Origin of the sequence: Cupriavidus sp. D384, from assembly GCF_001652915.1 — a bacterium.
In the GTDB taxonomy this organism is placed as follows: domain Bacteria; phylum Pseudomonadota; class Gammaproteobacteria; order Burkholderiales; family Burkholderiaceae; genus Cupriavidus.
This window is the reverse complement of record NZ_BBQI01000128.1, coordinates 30,653-47,587: the sequence shown is the minus strand read 5'-3', so window position 1 is coordinate 47,587 and position 16,935 is coordinate 30,653. Positions and strand designations below refer to the sequence as shown.

Below are 16,935 nucleotides of genomic sequence, written 5' to 3'. Positions count from 1 at the left end.
GCGGGTTTCAGCCCGTAAAACTTTGATGCGCTGCAAAGTGACACGGCACCGGGACGGCGCCTATAAGCCTGATGGCATGGCTGTTTCGCAAGTTTCACTCTGCAAAACCTTGGCGATCCAGGAGCGCGCATGACCCCCGTCCGCAAGCTGTTGCTGTCCTTGTCCGTGCTGTCCGTCCCGATGCTGGCCGCTGTGCCCGCCGCCCAGGCGCAGGCGTGGCCGAACAAGCCGATCCGCATGGTGGTGCCCTATCCGCCTGGCGGGCCCACCGATATCGTGGCGCGGGTGGTGGGGCAGAAACTGTCGGAGCGGCTGGGCCAGCCCATCGTCGTCGACAACCGCCCCGGCGCCGGCGGCAATATCGGCGCCGATGCCGTCGCCAAGTCGGCGCCAGACGGCTACACGATGCTGGTGGCAACCACCGCGCACGCCATCAACATGACGCTGTTTGCCAAGCCTGGCTACAACACGCGTACCGACTTCGCGCCGGTGTCGATGCTGACCAGCGGCCCGCTGGTGCTGGTGACCGCACCGTCCACCCCGGCCAGCAACGTAGCCGAACTGATCGCGATGGCGAAGGCGAATCCGGGCAAGGTCACGTTCGCCAGTTCTGGCAACGGGCAGTCCACCCATCTGTCGGCGGAGCTGTTCGACAGCATGGCCGGTATCCGCATGACCCACGTGCCCTACAAGGGCAGCGCGCCCGCGCTGACCGACGTCATGGCGGGGCAGGCCACGGTGATGTTCGACACGATGCTGTCAGCCATGCCGTTCGTGCGGGACGGCAAGCTGCGCGCACTGGCCGTGACCGGCGCCGCGCGCTCTCCGGCGGCACCCGATATCCCCACCGTGGCGCAGGCCGGCCTGCCCGGCTACGAGGCCACCGCGTGGAACGCGCTGCTGGTGCCGGCCGGCACGCCCGCTGCCGTGGTCGACAAGCTTGGCGAGGCGTTGAAGGCCGTGCTGACGCAGGACGATGTACGCACGCGCTTTGCCACGCAGGGGTTTGCCGCCACATGGACCTCGCCGCCGGACACGGGCAGGTTCGTCGCCCACGAAATCGACAAATGGGGCAAGGTGGTGAAGGCGTCGGGCGCGACGATCGACTAAGCGCCGGTGGAGGCCTCACATGTACCGCGCGCCTCCTTCGGCATCCACCACCACGCCGCTCAGGTACGAAGCGCGCGCCGACGCCAGGTACACCACCACGTCGGCGATCTCGTCGGCTTGGGCGGCGCGGCCAAAAGGGTCGCGGCGCCAGCCACCCGCTAACCCCTGAGCGCCTTCGCTTCCAGGTTCCAGAGCTTGCGGTCGCTGGTGGAGATCGCCACCGCGCCATGCGCGATGGCGCTGCGGATATCGTCCTGGTTGCACACGAAGCCCGACGTGACGATGGGCGGCAGCGCCTTGCGGTCGGCCTCGGGCAGGTGCGACAGCATCGGCGCGGGCATCAGCTGCACCAGGTTCGGATCGCTTTGTTCCAGCGCCTTGACGCTGCGCGGCCAGGTGGAGCGGTCGGTCACGAAGACCTTCTGCATGGTCACCATGCCGGCGCGGTTGGCGCGCTGGATGGTAGCCACGCGGGTCGAGACCAGGCTGGTCACGCCGATGTCGGCCAGGTACTCGACGCCGCCCTTGTCCTGCGACAGCCCTTCGCAACTGTCGATATTGACGATCACATACTTGCCGGCCTTCGTCAGCATGGCAATCACGGGCTGCAGGCGACGCAGCTCCACGTTGGCCACGATCGAGACTTCCGCCTCGCTGTCGATGAAGGCTTCGACCTGTTCCACGCCGTAGAGCGTGGCGATTACCGGGTGTCGCGTCAGGCGGGCGCCGAGAGACCTGTCCATGGGCTTACTTCGTGGCTTCGTGGGTCAGCGCGTCCGAAAGGCCGAGCTTGCCGGGATTGAGGATGTTTTGCGGATCGAGCGCCCGCTTGACCGCCACCAGCACCGGAAACGCCGTATCGAGCGACGGTGCCATGTACGGCGCGCGCAACAGGCCGATGCCGTGATGATGGCTCAACGCGGCATTGTATTGGATCAGCACCGCGTTGGCGGCATCCCACGCGGCGCGATACCACTTCTGGCGGTCTTCCACGGCCACGTCGCCGCGCAGCGAGAAGTACAGGCAGGCCCCGTCGACATAGGCATGCGACTGGTGCGCCGATCCGGCCAGCGTGCCCGGCACGGCGTTGATGGCCGCCACCACATCGGTGTAGATCGCGGCCAGGTCGCTCCACGGGCCGGCCATTTCCAGCGTGTCGGCCACAAAGCCGGGGCTGCGCTTGAAGCCCTCGGCACTCTTGCCGGTCAGGTAGCGCGTATCGAGCCAGCGTTCGAAGATGGCATCGCCATCGAGCTTGTCGCCCAGCTCGGCGCAGGTGCGCTCGCTGATGGCGATCACGGCATCGACCATCTCCTGCGCGCCTTCGTCGGCCACCAGCAGCACGTTGGTATCGGGCAGCCCGAACTGCACGCCGCTTTCCAGTTCGTCGTACAGGCGCAGCGCGGCCGGGTTGGCGCCACGCTGCATGATCTGGCGGCAGGCTTCGAGCCCGATGGCGAAGGTCTTGAAGCCATAGGCAATGGCGCTGCCGTAGTCGGGCAGGCGGTGCAGTTTCAGGCGCACCCGCACGATCACGCCCAGCGTGCCTTCGGAGCCGACGAACATCTGCATCAGGTCCGGCCCCAGTGCCGCACGCGGATAGCCGCCCACGGTGACCAGGCTGCCATCGGCCAGCACCACGTCCATGCCCACCACCATGTCCTCGATCTTGCCGTAGCGCGTGGACAGCTGGCCCGCGCCGCGGCAGGCCACCCAGCCGCCCACGGTGCTGATGGCGTACGACGACGGCCAGTGGCCCATCGTCATGCCGTGTTCGTGCTGGATGATCTGCTCGAACACGTCGCCGAACATGCCCGCTTCCACCTCGACGATCTGGCTTGGCTTGTCGAACGCCAGGAAGCGGTTCAGCTCGCAGACGTCGAGCACGATGCCGCCACGCACCGGCAGGGCGGCACCGGTCACGTTGCTGCGGCCGGCGGACACGGTCACCGGAATTGCGCCGGCATGCGCGATGCGCATCACGGCCTGGATCTGCTCCACGGTGGATGCGCGCACGATCACGCCGCGCGGTGTGGCGGGCTTGCCGCCGGTCTCGGTCATCATCGATCCGGCCCACCAGTCGCGGGTCCATTTCACGACGTCGCCGGTGGACGTCAGCACTTCGTCTGCGGCACGGCGCAGCGCGTCGACGGTGGCACCGTCGATGACGACCGCATCGCGCTGCAGGCCCGGGGCGTCCGGCGTTGCGGTGATGCTTGCCGCGAAGTGGGGCGGCGTGTGCTGGCCCACGAGGTAGTTGCCGCGGTTGTAACCGCGCTTGATGGCTTCCTTGCTGATCATGCTGCTTCTCCCATAAGGACGGATTTTTCGAGGGCGACAGCGGCCAGGTAATCGCTGACCTGCTGCGCGACGGCCTGCGCGGACAACCCGAGCTCGGCCTGGAGGATCTGGGCCACGCGGGGCGCGGCCTGCGCGGACGCATCGCGCGCCATCAGGCGGGCGCGGATGCGGCGCGAAAGGACGTCGTCAACCGTGCCGGCCAGTTCGTGGCGCACGGCGTAGACGATTTCGGCTTCGGTATGCGGCAGCCCGTCGACGATGGGCCGCGCCAGGGCCGGGTCGGCCTGCAGGATGTCGCTGACAAAGCGCGACTCGGTGCCATAGCGCTCGCCCAGGTGCGCCGACATGCCGCCCGATGCCACGATGGCCTGCGGGTCGTAGCCGGCCGCGCCCAGCAGGTAGGCCGATTTCGTCCGGCATCGGGCGCGCCTGCCGATCACCTGCTGCGCGGCGTCGATGGTCTGTTCGGCCATATGGCGCGATGTGGTCAGCTTGCCGCCCACGATCGTGACCAGGCCATCACCCGCCACGTGGATCTCGTGGTTGCGCTTGATTTCCAGCGTCTTGCCGCCGGGCGGCGCCACCAGTGGCCGGCAGCCGGCAATGCTGCCCACCACGTCTTCGGGCTGCAGGTCGGTCCTGAGCGCCGACCGCGCGCCTTCCAGCAGGAAGTCCAGCTCCTGCCGCGTGCACATCACGTTGTCGAGGTCGCCGTCGTAGTCCTCGTCGGTGGTGCCCAGGTACGACACGTTGCCCCAGCGGGTGATGGTGGCGCGGCGGCTGCGGCCCGGCACGGGGATCGTGACGGTGCAGTCGTTGCGAATCTTGAGCCAGGGAATGGCCACGTGCACGCCCTTGGCCGGGCGGATATGGAGCGTCTTGTCCTCGCCCTTCCTGCGCCCCGTCCAGTCGCGCAGCCACACGCCGGTAGCCATGACGACCACGCCGGCGCGCACGCGGATCTCGCGGCCGTCGGCCTGCACGATGGCCCCGTCCACCTTGCCGTGCGCATCGCGCGTGATATCGGCCACGCGCGCGTGATTGGCGACGGCCGCGCCGTGGAATGCCGCCGTACGGGCGATATTCAGCGTCAGGCGTGCGTCGTCCACCCGGGCATCGAAATACAGGAAGCCACCCTTCAGGTGTTCCTCGTTGAAGGTGGGGCAGTGCGACAGCACCTCGGCCTTGGTGAGCTTCTGGTGCAGGATGCCCTCGCGCCAGCCGCCGGCCAGGTCGTACGTCCACAGCAGGCCTTCGAAGGCCTTTGCCAGCCGCTGGTCGAAGACGCCGTCGCGCTCCATGACCGGGAACAGGAACGGCAGCCGCTGCACCAGGTGCCGCGCGTTGCGCCGCAGCCGCTGGCGTTCCAGCAGCGAGTGGCGCACCAGGCCCAGGTTGCCCTGCTCGATATAGCGCAGGCCGCCATGAACCATCTTCGACGACTTCGACGACGTGCCCGAGGCGAAATCGCTCTTTTCGACCAGCGCCACGCGATACCCGCGCAATGCAGCGTCCAGCGCAGCGTAGGCCCCGGTGACGCCACCGCCGACGATCAGGATGTCGAAGGTATCGGACGCCAGGCGGTCGAGTTGTTCGGCGCGCACCAGCCGCAGCGGCTCGGTGCGCGTCATGGCGGCGCGTTCGCGGTTGGCACCGCGGGATGGCAGGACCATCATGTTGCTTGCTTCTCCTGGCAGGTCAGTGCGTGGCAAATGCCTGCACATGGTTGAGTTCGGATGCCACGCGGGCATGCCACAGCGCACGCCGCCCGGCGCGCTCGTCGGCGCCCACACGCGGGGTGAACACCGCATCGGGCTCGTTCGTGGTGCGCGCCTGGTCGAGCGAGTCCCACAGCAGGCCGGACGCACCGGCCAGCCACGCAATGCCACGCAGGCTGGCGCGGTCGGTTTCCTGCATGCGATGGATCGGCAGGCCGGTCAGGTCTGCCTGCATCTGCAGCAGCGTGTCGCTGCCCGACAGCCCGCCGCCCACGACAAGCTCGGTCACCGGAATGCCGGCGATCTCGCGGTTGGCGTCGATGCACGAGGCCACCGAATGCGCGATACCTTCCAGGATGGCGTGGGCAATCTCGGCCTGCGTGGTCGCCATCGACACGCCATTCAGCGCGGCGCGCGCCTCGGGCTGCATCTGCGGCACGCGCAGCCCGGTCAGCGCCGGAATGAAGGTGACGCCACGCGACGACGGCACGGTGGCGGCCAGCGCGCTGATCTGTTTTGCGTTGTCGAACCAGTGCAGCTTGTCGCAGACCCAGTTCAGTGCCGAGCCGGTGGTGGCGACGAATGTCTCGACCGAAAAATGCGACACGTCCTGGCACCGCCGCGCGGTCATGGTCAGCGTGCTGTCGGACTGGCCGCTGCGGGCGGGCAGGCTTGGGCCCAGCACCAGGTCGACGAAGCTGCCGGTGCCGTGCAGGCACATCGACTGGCCGGCATCGAGGCAGCCCAGCCCGACCGCGCCGGCCAGCTGGTCGCCGGCGCAGGCCAGGATCGGCACGTCGATGCCAAGCAGGTCGGCGCGCGTGCGGCCGAAGTCGTCGGCGTCCTGGCGTAGTTCGGGCAGCAGTTCGGGCGGGAAGTCGAGCGCCTCGACCCATTCGGTCAGGTAGCGGTGCTCGCCCAGTACATAGGCGCTGCACGATGTGGCGTTGGTGGGCGTGGTCACGCAGGCGCGCTGCGTGGACAGATGCCACAGCAGCCAGCTGTCGACCGTGCCAAAGGCCAGCCGGCGGGCGCGCCAGGCTGCGGCCACGGCCGGCGTGTCGCGCAGGTGCCGGGCGGCCCACAGGTAGGGGGAACGCACGCCGGATGGCCGGCCCACGCGGGTGCGCAGGCGCGGGTCCCATTCGCCGGCAAGCTGGTCCAGGTCGGCGGCATAGCGGGTGTCCTGCCAGACCATGGCCGGCACCAGCGCGCGGCCGGTCTGCGTGTCCCACAGCACGCCCGTGGCGCGCTGCGTGGCTACGGCCAGCGCCACCACGCGCAGGCCTTCACGGCTGGCCTGCGCGAGCGTGTCGCGGCAGACGTCGAGCGTCTTTTCCAGCAGCACGTTGGCGTCCTGCTCCACCACGCCGGGGCGGGGCGAATCGACCTGCAGTGGCGTATAGGCCAGGCAGGACACATGACCATCAGCGGCCACGACCGCGGCCCGCGTGCCGGACGTGCCCTCGTCGATGGCGAGGATGACGTTCCTGTTTTGCATGACTTACTTCTCGGTGGCGGGATGCATGAAGCCAGCGCCGTCGCGCGTATCGCCACGGAACTGCGGCGCATTGGCCTCGTTATCGGGATGGATGGACGTGCGCGTCGGGTCCCAGCGAATCACGAAGCAGATGATGCTGGCTATCAGCGGCACGACGGAAAGGATCAGGAAAGTGGTTTCGAGCCCGTAGCGGGCGCGGAACAGCGGGAAGACGAGCAGGCCCAGCGCGGCGCCGATGGCGCCCAGCGCGCCGATCACGCCATTGGCGCCAGCACGCAACTCGCTGCGGAACGACAGTGATGACAGGCTCTTGCCATTGGCGCCGGGGCCGCCGGAGTGGAACAGGATGAACAGCGACGGCACCACGACCGCCACCCACGTGGGCATCTTGCCGTTGAACAGCCCCAGGATCAGCAGCATCACGAACACGGCCGCGAAACCAAACGCCGATGCGCGGCGCAGGCCGAGCTTGCGCGCGATGGCCGGCGACAGGAAGCCGCCAAAGATGCCGCAGACATTGAACACCAGCGCGCCAATCGTCGCGTAGACAAAATCCTTGCCGAACAGCGCGGCGCTGATCAGGGGCAGGTACCAGCCGATGCCGAAATACTGGATCGACTGGCCGATCTGCACGGTGGCCGCCAGAATGGTGCGCGGCAGGTAGATGCCACGGAAGATCAGCAGTACGTTAGCCAGGCCGCGGCGCGCCAGGTTGGTGACGGGAATGCGCTCGGACGGCGACGCGGCCACGAACGGGCGGCCGTAGATGCGCGTCATGGCTTGCGCGGCGGCTTCCAGGCGCTCCTTGCGGGCCAGCCACGTGGGGCTTTCCACCAGGAACAGCACCTGCAGCAGCAGGATGCCGACGCCGAACACGGCGGTGGCCGCCACCGAGTAGCGCCAGATCGCATCGCCCACGTTCCACGAGTAGAACAGCAGCGCCAGCACCAGGTTCAGGCAGACGGCGGTGTACCACATGCCCTGCCAGGTGTTGAGGCGGCTCTTCAACTTGACCGGCGTGAATTCGGCCAGCACCGCCATGGCAATGGCGAAGTCGATGCCATACGCGGCGCCGACAAAGAACCGGCCCACCAGGATTGCGTTGAAATCGGGGGCGAATACCACGATCAGGGCGCCCGTGACGGCGAACACCTTCGCCAGGATCAGCGGCCTGACCCGGCCCCAGCGGTCGGCCATCCAGCCGCCGATGGGATTGAAGGCGATGGCGACCCACGAGGCGAACGACGTAAGCAGTGCCACCTGCGCAGGTTCGAGCTGCAGGTTGCGCGTCATCGGCCCGAGGCCGGCGCTGAGTGCGGAATTGGAGAAGGCGTCGAGAAACAGTCCGCCGAGGGCCAGCCACCAGATGACGCCGGCGCGGCCGCGAATGCCAGGACAGGAATCTATGAAGGCGATGACATCGTCGATGCCACGGATCTTGATGGCAGTGGGTTGCACGGCGGTCTCCTTTTTGTAGTTCTGTAAGAGGCCGCAGCAAACTGCACACGCTATGAGACCATCCTACAGATGGTCTCGTATCTGAATCTGCCCGGCCAATGTATGGCTTCGGGCCGGCAGTGTCAACCGGGAAAACCCGGCATGCCGCGACAGCGCCTTCTCGTTGCGCCTTTACGATCCGTTGCATTGCCTTGTGCCATGTCTGTGTACCATGGCGCGCTTTCGGATGCCGCCGGCGCGGCATGCACCTGGCTGCCAGCCAGGCGAAGCCGACAATGTCTGCACAACTGCCGCGCCGACTGGTCCCGTGGATAGGACCAGCTGGTTCCATTGAGTGACCCGGCCGGGGGGCATAGAGTCCGCCTGAACCCCACAGGAAGTACACAGAGGCGGAGACACAGATGTTGATCAGTCGAAGAAAGCTCGTGGCCGGCGCGACGCTGGCCATGTTTGCAGGATTGGCCCCGGTGCAGTATGCGGCGGCCCAGGACAAGCCCATCACCATCGTGGTGGGCAGCCCGGCCGGCGGCACCACCGACGCGCTGGCGCGTCTGATTGCCCGCTCGCTGGGCGACACGCTGCACCGCACGGTGGTGGTGGACAACCGCCCCGGTGCCGGCGGCAATATCGCCGCGCAGTACGTGGCACGCGCCACCCCGGACGGCAGCACGCTGCTGATGAGCTTCACGGGCCATACCATCAACGCGTCGCTCTACAAGAACCTGCCGTTCGATCCGGTCAAGGACTTCACGCCGATCACGATGGTGGCGCGCGTGCCCAGCGTGCTGGTGGCCCGCAAGGGCGTGCCGTTCGACAACACCGCGGGCCTGATCGAGTACGCGAAGAAGAATCCCGGCAAGCTCACGTTCGCGATTGGCGCGCAGGGCTCGTCGCTGCATCTGGCAAGCGAGCAGTTCAAGCTGGCCACGGGCACCGACATCGTGAACGTCCCGTACAAGGGCACCAACCCGGCGCTGACCGATGTGCTGGGCAACAACACCGTGGACCTGATGTTCGCCAGCACCGTGAACGTGCTGCCGCACCTGAAGTCGGGCACGCTGAAGTTCCTGGGCGTCAGCAGCAAGGAAGCGCTGCCGCAGTTCCCGGGCGTGCCCCCGATCGGCCAGACCGTGAAGGGCTTCGAGTCGTCGGCGTGGTTCGGCCTGTTCGGTCCGGCCAGGCTGCCCTCGCCGGTGACCGACCAGCTCTATCGCGCGGTGAAGGTGGCCGTCGAGGACCCGGCCTACAAGAAGCGCATGGAAACCGAGGCGGCCACGGCCGTCAGCATGACGCCGCAGGCGTTCGGCGCGTTCGTGCGCAGCGATATCCAGCACTGGGCGAAGGTGATCCAGGCGTCCGGTACCAAAGTGGAGTAAGGAATAGCAATGATGGGCCAGACATTGGCGCAGAAGCTGTTGGCCAGGGCCGCAGGCCGGGCCGGCGTGGCGCCCGGCGAGATTGTCACGTGTCGCGTGGATCTGGCGATGATGCACGACTCCAGTGGTCCGCGTCGTGTGAAGCCCATGCTTGAGAAGCTTGGCGCGAAGGTGTGGGACCCGGGCAAGGTGGTGCTGGTGACCGACCACTACGTGCCCGCGCATGACGCCGACAGCCGCAGGATCGTGCAGATCGCACGCGACTGGGCACGCGACGAAGGCGTGGCGCGTTTTCACGACATGGAAGGCATCTGCCACGTGGTGGTGCCGCAGAAGGGCTATCTGCGCCCGGGCATGTTCGCGGTGGGTGGCGACAGCCATTCGTCCACCGGCGGCGCGTTCGGTGCGTACATGTTCGGCATCGGGGCCACCGAGATGCTTGGTGTGCTGGTCACCGGCGAGATCTGGGTGCGCGTGCCGCAGACCATCCGCATGCGCTGGCACGGCCGCCTGGGTGCCGGCGTTTCGGCCAAGGACATGATGCTGCGCATGTGCACGCGCTTCGGCATGGACGGCGGGCAGTACCAGGCCGTGGAATATACCGGCGACGCCGTGGCAGCCCTGTCGATGCAGGAGCGCATGACGCTGTCGAACATGACCGCCGAACTGGGCGGGCAGGTGGGGCTCATCGCGCCCGACGCCACCACGCGCGATTGGCTGCTGGCTGCCGGTGCGCCGGCAGATGCCATCGATATCGACAGCTGGCAGTCCGATGCCGACGCAGCGTGCCTGGCCGTGCATGACTTCGACGCGGCAACGCTGGCGCCGCAGGTGTCGCGCCCGCACACGCCGGCCAATGCCGACGATGTGGATGCGTTCGGCGGCGTGGGTATCGACATCGCCTATATCGGCGCATGTACCGGCGCCAAGCTGGATGACCTGCGCATGGCGGCGCAGGTACTGCGCGGCAAGCGCGTGGCAAGCGGCACGCGTCTGCTGGTGGCGCCGGCCAGTGCCGCCGACCAGCAGCGCGCCGCGCAGGAGGGCACGCTGGCAGCGCTGACCGACGCCGGCGCCGAACTGCTGCCCAATGCCTGCGGCGCATGCGCGGGCTACGGCGAGCACCGGTTTGGCGAAGACACCGTGGTGATCAGCGCCACGGCGCGCAATTTCAAGGGACGCATGGGCGCTGCATCGTCGCAGGTCTATCTCGGCTCGCCCTACACGGTGGCCGCTTCGGCCATCGCCGGCCGCATTGCCGATCCGCGGGAGGTGCTGGCATGAGTCAATTCTCCGGCCGGGCCTGGGTGTTCGGTGACGATATCAACACCGACCTGCTGGCGCCGGGCGCCTATATGAAGTTCGGCATCGACGAGATTGCGCGCCATTGCATGGAAGCCGTGGACCCTTCGTTCGCGGCGCAGGTGCGCCCCGGCGACATCGTTTTCGGCGGGCGCAACTTCGGCGCGGGGTCGTCGCGCGAGCAGGCGGTGGAAGTCTTGCGCCATCTGGGCGTGGTGGCGGTCGTCGCGCCGTCGTTCGCCGGGCTGTTCTATCGCAATGGCTTCAATCTTGGCCTGCCGCTGCTGACCTGCCCGGCGCTGCCGCCGGTGACGCCCGGCCTGCGCGTCGGGTGCGAGATCGACTCGGCCCAGGTCCATATCGAGAACGCACCGGCGCTGCAATGCGAGCCGGTGCCCCCGCATCTGGTGGCCATGATCCGCGATGGCGGACTGGTCCCGCACCTGGCGCGCCGGATCGCGTCGGGCCAACTTTCCGTGAACGAGGAAGTGCAATGACTGCAATGACGCTGAAGCAACGCCTGCAAGGCACCGGCATCGTGACCGCTCCGGGCGTCTACGACGCGTTTTCGGCCCTGCTGGTCGAACAGGCCGGCTTCCAGGCCGCCTACCTGTCCGGCGCCAGCATCGCCTACACGCGGCTGGGGCGGCCCGATATCGGCTTCCTGTCGCTGGAAGACGTGGCCTCGGTCACGCGCAATATCCGCGAGCGCTGCCCGACGCTACCGCTGATCGTGGATGCCGATACCGGCTTTGGCAACGCGCTGAACGTGGTGCAGACCGTACGCGTGCTGGAGCGCGCCGGCGCCACGGCCATCCAGCTCGAAGACCAGTCGATGCCAAAGCGCTGCGGCCATCTGGACGGCAAGACCGTGATCAGCGCCGCCGAGATGGCGGGCAAGATCCGCGCGGCCTGCGATGCGCGCCGCGACGAAAACACGTTGATCATCGCCCGCACCGACGCCGTGGCCGTGGAGGGCATGGAAGCGGCGCTGGCGCGTGCCGAGCAGTATGCCGAGGCTGGCGCCGATGTGCTGTTCGTGGAAGCGCTGCGCAGCCGCGAGGACATGACCGCGGCCATCGCCCGCCTGGGCAAGCGTGCGCCACTGCTCGCCAATATGGTGGAAGGCGGCAAGACGCCCGTGCTGCCGGCGGGCGAGCTGGAGGAAATCGGCTTCCGCATCGTGATTTTCCCGGGTGGCACCGTGCGGGCGCTGAGCTTTGCGCTGCGCGACTACCTGGCGAGCCTGCACGCCAACGGCACCACCACGCCGTACCTGGACAAGATGCTGTCCTTCCAGGCGCTCAACGGCGTGATCGGCACGCCGGAGATGCTGGCGCTGGGCAAGCAGTACGAGTAACGCGGCGCACCGCGTGCTTGCCTGACCGGGGCGGCACGCGTACCGTGGTGGCATCGCCCCTTATTTCCCGGCCCACGCTGCCTGTTTGCCGCCTCTCCGATGTTTGATGCCCATGCCCCGCTGACCTCGCTGCCGCGCTTCCAGCAGGTTCGCCTGATCCTGCGCGAGCGCATTCGCGGCGGTCACTACGCAACGGGCCTGCCGCTGCCCGGCGAACGCCAGCTGGCCGAGGAATTCGGCGTGGCGCGCGTCACGGTGCGATCGGCGCTGGCGCGGCTGCAGGAAGAAGGGCTGGTGATGCGGCTGCGCGGCAAGGGCACTGTGCCGACTGCGCGCAACGTGGCGCAGCCCGAGGCCGCCGTACAGACCGTGCGAGGCGGCCTGCTCGACAACATCGTCAGCGTCAGCATGCGTACGCGCGTGCAGGTGCTGGAATGGAAGCGCATGGCGGCGCCGCCCGCCGTCAGCGCCGCGCTGGCCCTGCCGCCCGCCGCGCCCGTGCTCAAGGTGGTACGGGTGCGCAAGTTCAAGGCGCAGCCAATTTCCTATACCGAAGTGTTCGTGCCCGACGACCTGGCCGGCGCGCTGGACCGCCATACGCTGCAGGACACACCGATGCTCGTGGCGCTGGAGCAGCACGGCATCGAGGTGGTATCGGCCGAACAGACGCTGGGCGCTGCCGTGGCCGACCTGGACGTGGCGCGCATCTTCCGCATCGCGCCGGGCGTGCCGTTGCTGCGCGTGTCGCGCGTGGCATCCGACGCAAACGGCCGCCCGGTGCAGTTCCTGGTGGGTCTCTACCATCCGGAGCGCTATACCTACCAGATGCGCCTGACGCGCGCCGGGGCGTCCACGCGCGTGTGGATCGACGCCGACCAGCCCTGATCAGCGGCGCACCAGCGCCACCACGTAGACGCAGGCGTCCGGGCCGGGGTTGATAAAGGTGCAGGGCGCGGGCGGCCCAAGCTGCAGACAGTCGCCTGCGGCCAGCGTGTGCGCGAGTTCACCTTCCTCGAAGACCAGCGTGCCGTCGAGCACCCAGATCTGCTGGTGCTGGAACGTGAAGGCCGACGACGGGTAGGACACCCGCGCGTGTCCGGGCAGCGTGACTTCCACCAGTTCCAGCATGCCGCCATTGCGCGGCGACACCGCGCGGCGCGTGTAGCCCGTTTCGGGGTCCTGCCACACCGGCTGCTCGGCGGCCCGGCTCAGGCGTTCACCGGCCTGTTCGGCCAGCGCCAGCAGCATCGACAATTGCAGCCCGAAGGCCCCCGACAGGCGCCCCAGCACGGTGGCCGTGGGGCTGGCCTCGCCACGTTCGATCTTGCTGATCATCGCCTTGGATACCCCGGATCGATCTGCCAGTTCCGCCAGCGACCAGCCGCGCGATTCGCGCTCGATGCGCACGCGGGCGGAAATGGCGGTGGTGGGATCGTCAGGCAGGCGGCTCATGGTGGCGAGGCAATGAAGATTGTTTTCGTCCCTCTCCCACTTGCAGGAGAGGGGGGGGCAACCCAACGGCGGATTATAGGATCGGTATCACGGGGCGAGGGTTAACGCGTATCTCGAAATCCTTACGATGATGCTCTTTTGTCCACTATAGTGGATGAAAACCAGACTCGCCATGTCACCCCGGAGCCGCCCCCATGCCGCGTGAAATTCGCCTGAACGCCTTCGACATGCATTGTGTCGGCCACATCCAGCAGGGCATGTGGACCCACCCGCGCGACCAGTCGCACCGCTATGCCGAGCTTCAGTACTGGATGGACTACGCCAGAATGCTGGAGCGCGGCCTGTTCGACGGCATTTTCTTTGCCGATGTGGTGGGCGTCTACGACGTCTATGGCGCCAGCCCCGACGCAGCGTTGCGCGGCGCGGTGCAAGTGCCGGTCAACGACCCGACGCTGGTGATACCGGCCATGGCGGCCGTGACACAGCACCTGGGCTTTGGCGTTACCGCCAATCTCACCTACGAGCAGCCGTTCCTGTTTGCGCGCCGCATGTCCACGCTTGACCACCTGACCGGCGGGCGGATCGGCTGGAACATCGTCACCGGCTACCTGGACAGCGCGGCGCGGGCCATCGGCATCGACGGCCAGGTGGCGCACGACGACCGCTATGACCTGGCCGACGAGTACATGGCGCTGGTCTACAAGCTCTGGGAAGGCAGCTGGGACGACGATGCCGTGGTGGCCGACCGCACGGCCGGCGTCTATGCCGACCCGGGAAAAGTGCGCGTGATCCATCATCACGGCCCGCAGTACAAGGTGGATGCCATGCACCTGTGCGCGCCGTCGCCGCAGCGCACGCCGGTGCTGTACCAGGCCGGGTCGTCGACGCGTGGCCGCCGCTTTGCCGCCACGCACGCCGAGTGCGTGTTCGTCAACGGCCAGAAGAAGGAAGGCGTGAAGGAGATCGTCGACGATATCCGCGCGCAGGCCGTGCAACTGGGCCGGCAGGCCGGTGACGTGAAGGTGTTCCTGGGCGCGACGCTGGTGGTGGGCCGCACCGGTGCCGAGGCACGCGAGAAATTCGAGGAGTATCGGCGCTACGTCAGTTCCGAGGCGGCGCTGGTGCATGCGGCGGCGTCACTGGGCATCGACTTTGCGCGCTACGACCTGGACGAGCCGATCGATACCGGCAAGAGCCAGGCCATCGTGTCGAACGTGGAGGCCATGACGCGCAGCGCCGGCCCGCAATGGACGCGCCGCAAGCTGCTCGAACAGATGGTGTTGGGCAGCCGCCAGCCGCCGTGGGTGGGTTCGGCAGAGCATGTGGCCGACCTGCTGATGGCGTGGAGCGAGGAAACCGGCGTGGACGGCTTCAACCTGTCGCGCACGGTGGTGCCGGAGTGCTTCGAGGACGTGATCGACCTGGTGGTGCCGCTGCTGCAGGAGCGCGGCGCCTACAAGACGGCATACCAGCCGGGCACCTATCGCGACAGGCTGTTTGGCACGGCACGCTTGCCAGCTACCCACACGGCGGCGCAATATCGCGGAACCGGTGCCAACCGGTAACGACAGAAGCATCATGGTAGACAAGACAACCTTTCGCGACGCGATGGCAGGCCTGGGTGCCGCCGTCAACGTCATCACCACGGACGGCGAGGCCGGGCTGGCCGGCTGTACGGCGTCGGCCGTCTGCCCGGTGACCGACGATCCGCCCACCTTGCTGGTCTGCATCAACCGGTCCAGCCGCAACAACGCTGCCATCCGCCAGAACGGGCGGCTCTGCGTGAACGTACTCGCCGCCGAGCAGCGCGACGTTGCCATGCGCTTCGCCGACAAGGACCTGTCGCTCGACGAACGCTTTGCCTGTGCCGAGTGGATGCAACTGGTCACGGGCGCGCCGGTGCTGCATGGCGCCATCAGCGCGCTCGATTGCGAGATCACGTCGGTGACCGAGGTGGGCACGCATACGGTGTTCTTCTGCGCCGTGAAGGCCGCGCACAGCGCCAGCGGACGGGCGGGCCTGATCTACTTCGGGCGCGATTTCCATCCGGTGGGCACCGTCGCACACCCGACGGCCGCCTGAGATGCCGGCACCCACCTCCACGGCCGCGCCGGTGCAGCAGCGCCAGCGCGGCAAGCTGTTTTCGATCGCCATCCTGCTGCTGGCCGAGGTCGCCGCGATGGGCGTCTGGTTTTCCGCCAGCACCGCCGTGGCACTGATCAAGCGCACCGGAACGATCTCCGCATTCGACGAGGCGCTGCTGACCAGTGCCGTGCAGTTCGGCTTCGTGGCCGGCACGCTGATGTCGGCCCTGCTGTCGCTGCCCGATCGCTACGACCTGCGTCGCCTGTTCGCCGGCTCGGCCCTGGTGGCCGCGCTGGCGACGGGCACGCTTGCCTTTATCGCACCCACGGGCGGGGCGGTGGTGGCGTTGCGCTTTATCACGGGCATGTGCATGGCGGGCGTCTACCCGGTGGGCATGCGTCTGGCGGCAACATGGGCGCGGGCTGACCTGGGCCTGCTGATCGGGTTGCTGGTGGGGGCGCTGACGCTGGGATCGGCGAGTCCGCATCTGGTGGCGGCCTGGCTGGCGCCCGCCGCGGGCGGCCCCGACTGGCGCACGATCTACGCGGTGGCGGCGGCGTGTGCGGCCGGCGCGGCGCTGCTGATCGGCATGGCCGCGATTGGTCCCAATCTCAGAAAGGCTGCCCGCATCGATCCCGCCAAGATCGCGCAGGCGTGGCGCCAGCCGGCGGTGCGCCTGGCCAACCTGGGCTACCTGGGCCATATGTGGGAGCTTTATGCGATGTGGGCGTGGCTGGCGCTGTTTCTGCAGCAGACGTTTGCCGCACGCGGCATGGCCGATGCGCGGGGCCGGGCAGAACTGCTGACGTTCGCCGCGATTGCCATCGGCGCGCTGGGCGCCTGGCTGGGCGGATGGCTGGCCGATCGCGTGGGCCGCACGGCCGTCACCATCGGCGCCATGGCCATCAGCGCATGCTGCGCGGCGCTGATGGGCTGGCTCGATACCGCCCCGATGGCGGTGCTGGTGACGGTGGCCCTGGTCTGGGGCGTGTCGGTCATTGCCGATTCCGCGCAGTTCTCGGCCAGCGTCACCGAACTGGCCGAGCCGTCATCGATCGGCACGCTGCTGACCGCGCAGACCTGCGCGGGCTTCCTGCTGACGCTGGCAAGCATTCACCTGGTGCCCGACGTGGTCGACTGGCTAGGCTGGCGCGCCGGCTTCGGCATGCTTGCCATCGGCCCGGCGCTTGGGTGTATTGCGATGTGGCGGCTGCGCGGGCATCCCGACGCACGCAAGCTGGCCGGCGGCCGGCGCTGAGTTGCGGGCGGTGC

Annotated in this window: 15 protein-coding genes; 9 read left to right on the top strand and 6 right to left on the bottom strand. The window is 68.0% G+C overall.

Annotation, left to right across the window (positions count from 1 at the left end; all coding sequences use genetic code 11):
• Positions 1–129 precede the first annotated feature (129 nt).
• Entirely contained in the window at positions 130–1,110 is a 981-nt protein-coding gene (locus A9J21_RS28060; protein WP_066741577.1) for a tripartite tricarboxylate transporter substrate binding protein, read from the top strand.
• A 158-nt stretch (positions 1,111–1,268) separates the two neighbouring features.
• Here A9J21_RS28060 and A9J21_RS28055 read toward each other — a convergent pair whose 3' ends face one another.
• From A9J21_RS28055 to A9J21_RS28035, 5 genes are read right to left on the bottom strand one after another with little or no spacing between them, the layout of a single operon-like run.
• Positions 1,269–1,853, bottom strand: coding sequence for a glycerol-3-phosphate responsive antiterminator (locus A9J21_RS28055; RefSeq protein ID WP_066741574.1), 585 nt, complete (start codon positions 1,851–1,853; stop codon positions 1,269–1,271).
• 4 nt (positions 1,854–1,857) lie between these two features.
• The gene (locus A9J21_RS28050; protein ID WP_066741571.1) at positions 1,858–3,411 is read right to left on the bottom strand and encodes an FAD-binding oxidoreductase; all 1,554 of its coding nucleotides are present in this window, start codon (positions 3,409–3,411) and stop codon (positions 1,858–1,860) included.
• The gene (locus A9J21_RS28045) at positions 3,408–5,087 is read right to left on the bottom strand and encodes a glycerol-3-phosphate dehydrogenase/oxidase (RefSeq protein ID WP_066741568.1); all 1,680 of its coding nucleotides are present in this window, start codon (positions 5,085–5,087) and stop codon (positions 3,408–3,410) included. The genes A9J21_RS28050 and A9J21_RS28045 overlap by 4 nt, the downstream gene beginning before the upstream one ends.
• Before the next feature lie 22 nt (positions 5,088–5,109).
• On the bottom strand, positions 5,110–6,630 hold the full coding sequence (locus A9J21_RS28040; RefSeq protein ID WP_066741565.1) for an FGGY family carbohydrate kinase: 1,521 nt from the start codon (positions 6,628–6,630) through the stop codon (positions 5,110–5,112).
• A 3-nt stretch (positions 6,631–6,633) separates the two neighbouring features.
• Positions 6,634–8,088: an MFS transporter gene (locus tag A9J21_RS28035; protein ID WP_066741563.1), complete on the bottom strand. Its 1,455-nt coding sequence runs from the start codon at positions 8,086–8,088 to the stop codon at positions 6,634–6,636.
• 401 nt (positions 8,089–8,489) lie between these two features.
• Between A9J21_RS28035 and A9J21_RS28030 the strand changes: the two genes are divergently transcribed.
• The 5 genes from A9J21_RS28030 (at position 8,490) to A9J21_RS28010 (ending at position 13,011) form a co-directional block, all read left to right on the top strand.
• Positions 8,490–9,464 carry a tripartite tricarboxylate transporter substrate binding protein gene (locus A9J21_RS28030; RefSeq protein WP_066741561.1) on the top strand — a complete coding sequence of 325 codons (975 nt, stop codon included), beginning with the start codon at positions 8,490–8,492 and terminating at the stop codon, positions 9,462–9,464.
• Between the two features lie 9 nt (positions 9,465–9,473).
• Positions 9,474–10,748: a 3-isopropylmalate dehydratase large subunit gene (locus tag A9J21_RS28025; protein WP_066741559.1), complete on the top strand. Its 1,275-nt coding sequence runs from the start codon at positions 9,474–9,476 to the stop codon at positions 10,746–10,748.
• Positions 10,745–11,263, top strand: coding sequence for a 3-isopropylmalate dehydratase (locus tag A9J21_RS28020; protein ID WP_066741556.1), 519 nt, complete (start codon positions 10,745–10,747; stop codon positions 11,261–11,263). Before A9J21_RS28025 ends, A9J21_RS28020 begins: the two co-directional genes overlap by 4 nt.
• Positions 11,260–12,126, top strand: coding sequence for an oxaloacetate decarboxylase (locus tag A9J21_RS28015; protein WP_404851423.1), 867 nt, complete (start codon positions 11,260–11,262; stop codon positions 12,124–12,126). The genes A9J21_RS28020 and A9J21_RS28015 overlap by 4 nt, the downstream gene beginning before the upstream one ends.
• A gap of 99 nt (positions 12,127–12,225) precedes the next feature.
• Entirely contained in the window at positions 12,226–13,011 is a 786-nt protein-coding gene (locus A9J21_RS28010) for a GntR family transcriptional regulator (RefSeq protein WP_066741550.1), read from the top strand.
• Here the strand turns inward: A9J21_RS28010 and A9J21_RS28005 are convergent, their stop codons facing one another.
• On the bottom strand, positions 13,012–13,578 hold the full coding sequence (locus A9J21_RS28005) for an XRE family transcriptional regulator (RefSeq protein ID WP_066741548.1): 567 nt from the start codon (positions 13,576–13,578) through the stop codon (positions 13,012–13,014). It abuts the gene before it with no gap.
• Positions 13,579–13,772: 194 nt separating this feature from the next.
• On the opposite strand from A9J21_RS28005, the gene A9J21_RS28000 reads away from it, so the two are divergent.
• The 3 genes from A9J21_RS28000 to A9J21_RS27990 are packed head-to-tail and all read left to right on the top strand — an operon-like array spanning position 13,773 to position 16,921.
• Positions 13,773–15,143, top strand: coding sequence for an LLM class flavin-dependent oxidoreductase (locus A9J21_RS28000; protein WP_066741547.1), 1,371 nt, complete (start codon positions 13,773–13,775; stop codon positions 15,141–15,143).
• A 13-nt stretch (positions 15,144–15,156) separates the two neighbouring features.
• Positions 15,157–15,660 carry a flavin reductase gene (locus A9J21_RS27995; RefSeq protein WP_066741540.1) on the top strand — a complete coding sequence of 168 codons (504 nt, stop codon included), beginning with the start codon at positions 15,157–15,159 and terminating at the stop codon, positions 15,658–15,660.
• A 1-nt stretch (position 15,661) separates the two neighbouring features.
• Complete coding sequence (locus A9J21_RS27990; protein ID WP_066741532.1) at positions 15,662–16,921, top strand: nitrate/nitrite transporter; 1,260 nt, start codon at positions 15,662–15,664, stop codon at positions 16,919–16,921.
• Positions 16,922–16,935 lie beyond the last annotated feature (14 nt).

Coding starts and splice junctions, on each gene's coding strand:
- A9J21_RS28040 (WP_066741565.1), bottom strand. CDS start 6,630: ATGCAAAACAGGAACGTCATCCTCGCCATCGACGAGGGCACGTCCGGC.
- A9J21_RS28060 (WP_066741577.1), top strand. CDS start 130: ATGACCCCCGTCCGCAAGCTGTTGCTGTCCTTGTCCGTGCTGTCCGTC.
- A9J21_RS28020 (WP_066741556.1), top strand. CDS start 10,745: ATGAGTCAATTCTCCGGCCGGGCCTGGGTGTTCGGTGACGATATCAAC.
- A9J21_RS28050 (WP_066741571.1), bottom strand. CDS start 3,411: ATGATCAGCAAGGAAGCCATCAAGCGCGGTTACAACCGCGGCAACTAC.
- A9J21_RS28000 (WP_066741547.1), top strand. CDS start 13,773: ATGCCGCGTGAAATTCGCCTGAACGCCTTCGACATGCATTGTGTCGGC.
- A9J21_RS28030 (WP_066741561.1), top strand. CDS start 8,490: ATGTTGATCAGTCGAAGAAAGCTCGTGGCCGGCGCGACGCTGGCCATG.
- A9J21_RS28055 (WP_066741574.1), bottom strand. CDS start 1,853: ATGGACAGGTCTCTCGGCGCCCGCCTGACGCGACACCCGGTAATCGCC.
- A9J21_RS27990 (WP_066741532.1), top strand. CDS start 15,662: ATGCCGGCACCCACCTCCACGGCCGCGCCGGTGCAGCAGCGCCAGCGC.
- A9J21_RS28005 (WP_066741548.1), bottom strand. CDS start 13,578: ATGAGCCGCCTGCCTGACGATCCCACCACCGCCATTTCCGCCCGCGTG.
- A9J21_RS28010 (WP_066741550.1), top strand. CDS start 12,226: ATGTTTGATGCCCATGCCCCGCTGACCTCGCTGCCGCGCTTCCAGCAG.
- A9J21_RS28015 (WP_404851423.1), top strand. CDS start 11,260: ATGACTGCAATGACGCTGAAGCAACGCCTGCAAGGCACCGGCATCGTG.
- A9J21_RS27995 (WP_066741540.1), top strand. CDS start 15,157: ATGGTAGACAAGACAACCTTTCGCGACGCGATGGCAGGCCTGGGTGCC.
- A9J21_RS28045 (WP_066741568.1), bottom strand. CDS start 5,087: ATGATGGTCCTGCCATCCCGCGGTGCCAACCGCGAACGCGCCGCCATG.
- A9J21_RS28025 (WP_066741559.1), top strand. CDS start 9,474: ATGATGGGCCAGACATTGGCGCAGAAGCTGTTGGCCAGGGCCGCAGGC.